The organism is Natronomonas sp. CBA1123 (assembly GCF_009741925.1).
GTDB lineage: Archaea > Halobacteriota > Halobacteria > Halobacteriales > Haloarculaceae > Natronomonas.
The window spans coordinates 1-7,704 of record NZ_WPCC01000072.1 but is presented as its reverse complement, the minus strand read 5'-3'; the positions used below and the strand labels follow the sequence as shown (position 1 = coordinate 7,704).

The window sequence follows — 7,704 nt, the reverse complement described above, 5'->3', positions numbered from 1 at the left end:
GACGCCGACGCCGACACCGAAGCCCGGCCCCGGAGCCCTCAGTGGCCGTCGGCGTCGCCGTCGCGGCCCCCGGCGTCTCCGTCGCGTCGGGGTCGACGCCCTCGACGACGACGGGGTCGGACGCGACGCTGCCGTTCGTCGCGACGAGTTCCTGTTCGCCCGCCGAATCGATTGTCACGACGAGTTCGCCGTTGGCGTCCGTTTCGCCGACGGTCTCGTTGTTCCGCTGGAGGGTCGCCCCTTCGACGGGTTCGCCGTAGGCATTGAGGACGCGAACGCGGGTCGTCTCGCCGACCACGACACGGGTGTTCTGCGGTTCGACGGTGAGCGTCGGTACTCGCTGGGTCGCCATCTCGATTTCGCGGGCGCCTTCGGTCACCCGGAGGGAGCGCGAGGAGGAGACGTAGCCCTCCTTGCTCACCGTCACGTTGTATCGGGTGTTGACGGGCACCGACAGCGAGGCGGTGCCGCCGGAACTCCGGACGCTCGCCTCGAAGTTCTCGGCCTTGACCGAGACCCGAACGTCGTCGAGTTCCTGTGGCTCTTCGAAGTGGTCGTCGACGACGCTCACCTCGAAGTTGACGCTGCCACGCTCCAGGGAGAACGACACCGGCGTGTCGACGCCGACGTCCTCGGTGCTCGTCTCGCGGTAGTAGCCGGGCTTGACGACGGCGATGCTGTACTCGCCCTGTTCGATGATGTCCGTCGAGAACGTGCCGTCCTCGTCGGTCCAGCCCTCGGCGGCGGTTCGGCCGTCGCGTCGGAACTCGACGCGTGTGTCCTGAAGCGCCTGGTCGCTGGCGTCGGTCACCGTCACCGTCGCGTTGCCCTTCTCGGAGACCCGAAGCGTCACGTCACGCTCGGTCGCCTCATCGATGACGAGCGGGTGGTTCCGGACGTACTCCTCGTGTTCGGCGTCGAGTTCGACGGTTTCACCCTCGGGAACGTCGACGAACGCTCGCCCGTTGCTCGCGGTGGTAGCGGTCCGTTCGCCGCCCTCCCAACTCGCAGTGATGGTCGCATCGCCGATGGAGGTGTCGTCTTGGTCGACGACCGAGACGGTGAGCGTTACCTGCGACTCCGATTGTGCGGCCGCCCCGCCGACCGCACCGGCGAGGAGCCACCCGACCATCGACAGTGCGATGAGAACACGTAACGTATTTCGCATACAGTTACAACAGCAGGTCCGCACTTAGTTTCGCCGGCTAAATTGAAAGCGAACTAAGAGGTTAGAGCCGGCGGGCGGCGACCAGCGCGGACCCCAGTGCCGCAAGGGCCGCGAGGGCGCCGAAGCCAGCGCCGTCACCGCTGGTTTCCTCGGTCGCGGTGTCGCTTCCGTCGGCGCTGTCTGTTTCGGTTGCAGCGTCCGATTCAGTCGCCGTGGATGTGTCCTCCTGGGCGCTCTGCATCGACACCGCGCGTTCGGAGAAGTGGTCGATACCGATGGCGACGTTCGTCGTCGCTTCGGCGCTCGAGGACTGGGTGACGTAGTAGCGCGGTTCGTCGCCCTCCATCGCGGACTGCTCGACCGCACTGTAGGAGTCGGCCTGTGCGGCCGCCTCTCCGTCGACGTACACCTCGATGTCCTCGGCGTTGTCGAAGGCGGACTCGGAGACGCTCGTCAACACGACCTTCCCCTGACTCTGGGTGCGCTCGACGGTCATGTTGACCTCCTCGCGGCTCTGGCTTTGGACCTCGATAGCGGTGTCTTGACCGTACTCGACGACGCTCGTGGTAGCCGCACCGGCGTCCTCACCGGTCTCTGCCGACTCTTGGACGTACACCTCGGCGGTTGCGGTGCCGTTCTGAATCATCTGCTCTTGTTGGCGGTCGTTCTCGGAGCGTTCGCCGTCGTCGTACTGTCGATAGACGAGTTGGCTGCCCTCCTCGACTTCGGCCGTGACGTTGCCGTCTTCGTTGACGACGACTTCACCGTCGCCGACGACGATGAACGTCCCCTGGCTGCCGTCACCCTTCGTCACGACGACCCGCTCGTCGCTCTCGGATTCGGCTTCGGAGTCGCTCGAGAGGTTCGCCTGCACCATCTGGGCGCTGTCGTTGGCCCGCACTTGGAAGATACCGCGGGCGTTGTCGTGGGCCTGCATCGCCGCGCCGCTCTCGAAGCCGAGGCGGACGCTGGCGTCGGCCTCGGTTCGGCTCTCGACGGCCGAACCGGCAATCGAAGTCGCAGCCGAGAGCCCCACGTCGAGGCCGATACCGGCCTGACTACGCGCCTCTTCCGAGGACTGGACGCTCACGTTCTCGACGATGACCGCATCGCCGACCGCGTAGTTCGAGACGGCGCTACCGGTCGTGTTGAACTGGACGTGGCTTCCAGCGTACGCTTCGCCTTCCGCGTCGGTGGACTGTGCCGCTGCGGGCGCGGCGGCCGCCCCCACGAGGGAGACGACCAAAAGCGCCGACAGCAGCACTGCTCTGTGTCGCATGTCAGACGGAAATCACCGCGTAAAAATAAACTTCTTGGCCGAACGATACGTTTCGACGCCGCGTTACAGTCGGCGGGTCGCCAGCAGGGCCGCACCGAGGGCGGCCACGGCGGCGAAGACGCCGAAGCCGGCACCGTCGCCGCCGGTCATCCCGCCGTCGTCGCCGCTTCCGCCGTCGCTCTGCATCGACACGTCACGCTCGGAGAAGTGATTGACACCGATTGCGACGTCGGTCGACGCCTCGGCGCTCGAGGACTGGGAGACGTAGTACGCCGAGTTGTCGCCGCCCTGTGCGGCCTGCTCGACTTCACTGTAGGAGTCGGCCTGTGCGGCCGCCTCACCGTCGACAAACACCTCGACGTCCTCGGCGTTCGAGAAGGCCTCATTGGAAATCGTCGCGAGGACGACCTTCCCTTCGCTCTGGGAGCGCTCGGCGGTCATGTTGATGGTGTTCTCGCTGCGGCTCTGGACTTCGACGGTGGTGTCCTGGCCGTACTCGACGACGCTCGCGGCGGCCTCCTCACCCTCGTCGGAGCCGTCCTCGGCGCTGTCCTCGCCGTCGTCAGCGCTGTCTTGGCCGCTCTCGGCGGCGGACTCGACGAACACCTCGGCAGTCGCAGTACCGTTCTGAATCATCTGCTCTTTCTGTTCGTCGTCCTCGGAGCGCTCGCCGTCGTCGTACTGCCGGTAGACGAGTTGGCTGCCCTCCTCGACTTCGGCCGTGACGTTGCCCTCCTCGTTGACGACGACTTCACCGTCGCCGACGACGATGAACGTCCCCTGGCTGCCGTCCTCTTTCGTCACGACGACCCGCTCGTCGCTCTCGGATTCGGCTTCGGAGTCGCTACTGAGGTTGGCGTGGACCATCTGGGCGCCGTCGTTCGCGCGAACCTGGAAGATACCCCGGGAGTTGTCGTGGGCCTGCATCTCGGCACCGCTCTCGACGCTGACCGTCGCGCTCAGGCTCGTCTGGGAGGCGAGTTGGAGCCCCGCACCGCTGAACTCCGTCGCCGTCGACAGTCCAGCGTCGGCACCGATGCCGGCCTGACTGCGCGCCTCTTCCGAGGACTGGACGCTCACGTTCTCGACGATGACCGCGTCGTTTACCGCATAGCCAGTCACCGCGCTGTTCTGCGTCTGGAACTCGACGTGGGTCCCGCTGTAGGCCTCGCCGCTCTGGGTCGCTGCTGCGGGCGCGGCGGCCGCCCCCACGAGGGAGACGACCAACAGCGCCGACAGTAGTGTTGCTCTGAATTTCATTGGCAACTTGTTGGGTGTTGAGACAGTGACATAAATTTCGTGGCCGCTTGTGGGTCATATTACCACGGCCGCTGCGGGCCGAACAGGAGGTTTTGCGGGCGTGAGCCGCAACCATTAAAGTGTCTGACTGACTAGTCAGTCAATAATGGTTGAAGAGACGCGTGACCGAATCATGGAGGCGACCTATCGAGCCCTCTGTGAGCACGGGTACGCCTCGCTGACGATGCAGGACATCGCCGACGAGTGCGACTGCAGCAAGTCGCTGTTACACTATCACTTCGACACGAAGGAAGACCTGCTGGTCGCGCTTCTGGCACACCTCATCGAGAAGTTCGAAGAGCGCGTCTCGCCGTCCGACGAGGACCCCCGCGAGCAACTCGTCGATTTGGTCGAGCTGTTCTGCTTCGGCGACGACCGCACCCGCGCCGACCACCGGGCGTTCCACACCGCGCTGTTGGAACTCCGAGCGCAGGCGCCGCACAACGACGCCTTCCGGGCGCAGTTGGCCGAAAACGACGCACAGGTACACGCGACCGTGACTGCAGTCATCGAGCGTGGCATCGAGAGCGGTACGTTCCGCGAGGTCGACGCCCGCCGGACCGCCGCCCACGTGCTCGCGGCGATTCAGGGCGGACGGATTCGGTGGGTCACGCTGGGCGACGACGACGCCATCGAGGCCGTCCACGATTCGCTCGTCGAGGACCTCGTCGATGGCTGGCTGGTGGTCGAGTGAGAGACCGGTCGGTCAACGTCACCGACGGCGAGCTGTTCAAGCCGCTCGTCGTCCTCTCGGCCCCCATCGTCGCCGCACAGGTCCTGCAGGTCGGCTACAACCTCGCCGACACCTTCTGGGTCGGCCAGTTGGGCGCCGACGCCGTCGCCGCGCTGTCGTACGCGTGGGCCATCGTCTTCCTGATGGTCAGCGTCGGCGGCGGCCTCACCGTCGCCGGAACCGTCCTCGTCTCCCAACACAAGGGGTCGGGCGACTTCCGACAGTCACACCACGTCGCCGGACAGACCGTCTCGTTCGTCTCTGTCGTCGCGATACTCTTCGCCGCGGTCGGCTATCTCGCAGCGCCGTATCTGCTCGCTATCGTCGGTGCGACGCCCGGCACCGCCGCCCACACTTACGCCACCGACTACACCAGAGTCGTCTTCCTCGGCGTCATCTTCATGTTCTGGTTCTTCATCTTCGACGCGCTCATGCGCGGGTGGGGCGACACGAGGACGCCACTGTACCTCATGGCCGGCAGCGTCGCGCTCAACGTCGCGTTGGACCCGTTTCTCGTCTTGGGGTTCGTCGACAACCCGATGTTCGCGTGGACTGGCACCGAGTCCCTCCAGACGACGCTGTTCGCACTGACCGGCTTCGAGGGCTACGGCGTCAAGGGCGCGGCTATCGCCACCGTCGTCGCCCGCTTCTTCCCGGCGGTAATCGGGCTGTACCTGCTTCTGTTCGGCGACGTAGGACTCTCGCCGGAGCTTTCGGACTTCCTGCTCCGGCGGGAGACGGTTCGAAAAATCCTCGACGTCGGTGCCCCCATCGGCGCGGAACAGGGACTCCGCTCGGGCGGCATCGCCGCGATGACCGCCATCATCGCGCTCGCCGGCGACGACGCCGTCGCCGCTTACGGCATCGTCAACCGCCTCGCGTCGCTGCTGTTCCTGCCGGCGCTCGGCTTCGCCCGCGGTACCGAAACCGTCGTCGGCCAGAACCTCGGCGCTGGCCACACCGACCGCGCGAAGCGGGCCGTCTTCCTCGCGAGTGCGACCGTCGCCGGGGCCTTCTTCGTCGTCGTCGCGGCCGCCTACCCCTTCGCCGAGGCGATAACCGGAGTCTTCCTCCCACCCGGCGACGCCGCCGCGGGAACCGTCATCGAGTACGGCGCCGCCTACATCCGCATCGCCGGCCCCGCCTACGTCTTCCTCGGGGTGTTTCAGGTCGTGTTGGGCGGGTTCCGGGGGTCTGGGTCGACCCGGGCGGCGATGTTGCTCTCCGTCCAGGAGTTGTGGCTGTTCCGTATCCCGCTTTCCTTCGTCTTCCTGACGGCCTTCGGGTGGGGCGTCGTCGGCGTCTGGTACGCCGTCGCCATCTCCTTCGTGGCCTCGGCGCTGACCACCGGCGCGTGGTTCCTCCGCGGGACCTGGACCGACAGCGTCGTCGACCCCGACGACGTGGACGCCCCCCGGCGGGCTGGAAGTCGCCGACGACTGACTATCAGGTTCGGTCGAGCGTCTCCGCGACGGCCTCGACCTCGTCGCTGGAGAACGTCGGCAGCGCCTCGGGCGTCGTCCTGACGAGCGCGTCGGCGGCGACACCCCGTCGCAATGCAGCCTTGACTCCACCGTCGAGACCGGCGAGGAAGGCGCCGGCGAAGGCGTCGACGGCGCCGGTCGCGTCGACCGAATCGACCTCGGGGCGTTCGAAGCCGTGAACCGTGGAGTCGTGCCACACTGCAGCGTCGGATGTCCGACACAGCGCCACCGTCTCGAGGTCGTGGGACGACGCCAGCGCATGGGTCACTTTCGAGGGTTCGCCACCGCGGTCGAAGACGGCCTCGACGGCGTCGGCGGTACCGACCAGCACGTCGACGGCGGGCAACAGCCCCTCGAGGGTCTCCCGTGCGGAGTCGAGGTCGCTCCATCCTCTAGTGTCCAACACGCCGAGTGCCGTCCTCGCGCCCGCTTCGCTTGCGGTCTTGAGGAACTTCGCGGTCGCACCGGCCAGCCCCGTCGACGCCCGCGGCGTCGCCGCAGTGACGTAGGCGGTGTCGGCGGCCTTCACGCGGTCGGTCGGAATCGAATCCATCGTCAGTCCCTCGACGACCGCGTTCCCGAGGTCGTCGATGCGGGCGTCCGGACGCGGCGTTCGACCGCGCTCGAAGAACGTCAGTCCCTGTCGACCCGCGACGGTGTCGGCGACGACTTCGACGCCGTGGCCCCGGAGTTCGCCCTCGACGCGGGCGCCGAGCGGTCCCGCCGGAAGCCGCGAGAGCCACACCGGTTCCGCGCCGACTCGACCCGCCGCCGCCGCGGCGTTGCACTCCGGCCCGGTGACGCCCACGTCGAGCGTTTGGGCCGTTTCCAGCCGTTCGCTCCCCGGCGGCGCGAGTTCCAACGCGGCCGCACCCAGCGTGACGAGTTCCATGGTCGGGCCACACGGCCCGAATACAAATCAGTCCCGGCGGCCGCCGTGGCCCGGGTAGTCCCGCTCGAAGCGGTTCTCGATTTCCTCGCGCGGGAGTTCGATAATCGTCGGCCGGCCGTGCGGGCACGCGTAGGGGTTCTCACAGTCGTCGAGGGCCGCGAGCAACTCCGCGACCGTCCCCTCCCGAAGCGAGGTGTTGCCCTTGATGGAGGGGTGACACGCCAAATCGCCCAGCAGGTCGTCGACGACGGCCTCGACGGTTCCCGTCGGGTCGCCCTCGACGAACTCGCCCAGCAAATCGCGGGCCAGTTCGGCCGCCTCGGCCCCGAGTTCCTCCGCGAGGAGCGCGGGCACCGTCGTCACCGTGACGGTTCGGTCGTCGGCCCGACGGACCCGGAACCCAAGTCGGGCGAGCGCCTCGCTGTGGTCGTCGAGAAGCGCCGCCTCCCGGGCGGTGACCGCCAACTCGACCGGGTCGGCGAGCGTCTGGGTCGTCACGTCGCCGGCGAAGCGCTCGCGCAACCGCTCGTAGTTCACCCGCTCGTCGGCGGCGTGTTGGTCGACCAACAGCAGGCCGTCGGCGCTCTCACAGACGAGGTAGGTGTCGTCGAACTGCCCCAGCACCGACAGCGACGGGAGTCGGTCGAACGTCTCGGGCGCTCCCCGCGTCTCCTCGCCGTCGAAAGTCCGCTGAGTGGGTCGGTCGCGGAACCGGCGGTCGACCGTATCGGCGGTGCTCCCGTCGTTCGCCGAGTCCGCAGTCGACGCCTCGCTATCTGTCGAATCGGGTCCGGCCCAAGCGGGTGTCGGCCGACTGTCGTTGTCGTCGTCCACATCGTCTCCACGCGA

6 protein-coding genes and 1 pseudogene are annotated in these 7,704 nt (G+C 67.3%); 2 read left to right on the top strand and 5 right to left on the bottom strand.

Annotated features, from left to right (window positions below):
• The 3 genes from GJ631_RS17990 to GJ631_RS17980 form a co-directional block, all read right to left on the bottom strand.
• On the bottom strand, nucleotides 1-1,168 hold a 1,168-nt coding region (locus tag GJ631_RS17990), incomplete at its 3' end, for a carboxypeptidase-like regulatory domain-containing protein (RefSeq protein WP_156710475.1).
• A 61-nt stretch (nucleotides 1,169-1,229) separates the two neighbouring features.
• Nucleotides 1,230-2,447, bottom strand: coding sequence for a hypothetical protein (locus GJ631_RS17985; RefSeq protein ID WP_156710474.1), 1,218 nt, complete (start codon nucleotides 2,445-2,447; stop codon nucleotides 1,230-1,232).
• A 63-nt stretch (nucleotides 2,448-2,510) separates the two neighbouring features.
• Complete coding sequence (locus GJ631_RS17980; RefSeq protein WP_156710473.1) at nucleotides 2,511-3,707, bottom strand: hypothetical protein; 1,197 nt, start codon at nucleotides 3,705-3,707, stop codon at nucleotides 2,511-2,513.
• A gap of 145 nt (nucleotides 3,708-3,852) precedes the next feature.
• Here GJ631_RS17980 and GJ631_RS17975 point away from each other — a divergent pair, with 145 nt between their 5' ends.
• Nucleotides 3,853-4,440 (top strand): TetR/AcrR family transcriptional regulator, encoded by a 588-nt coding sequence (locus GJ631_RS17975; RefSeq protein ID WP_156710472.1) that lies wholly within the window; start codon nucleotides 3,853-3,855, stop codon nucleotides 4,438-4,440.
• Nucleotides 4,437-6,005 carry an MATE family efflux transporter gene (locus tag GJ631_RS17970; protein ID WP_370518733.1) on the top strand — a complete coding sequence of 523 codons (1,569 nt, stop codon included), beginning with the start codon at nucleotides 4,437-4,439 and terminating at the stop codon, nucleotides 6,003-6,005. Before GJ631_RS17975 ends, GJ631_RS17970 begins: the two co-directional genes overlap by 4 nt.
• Here GJ631_RS17970 and GJ631_RS17965 read toward each other — a convergent pair.
• Together GJ631_RS17965 and GJ631_RS17960 are read right to left on the bottom strand one after the other, a co-directional pair.
• On the bottom strand, nucleotides 5,926-6,855 hold the full coding sequence (locus GJ631_RS17965) for a PfkB family carbohydrate kinase (RefSeq protein WP_156710471.1): 930 nt from the start codon (nucleotides 6,853-6,855) through the stop codon (nucleotides 5,926-5,928). The two genes, GJ631_RS17970 and GJ631_RS17965, sit on opposite strands and share 80 nt — an antisense overlap.
• Before the next feature lie 27 nt (nucleotides 6,856-6,882).
• Nucleotides 6,883-7,704 (bottom strand): annotated as a pseudogene (locus GJ631_RS17960) (DNA mismatch repair protein MutL); the annotation flags it as partial.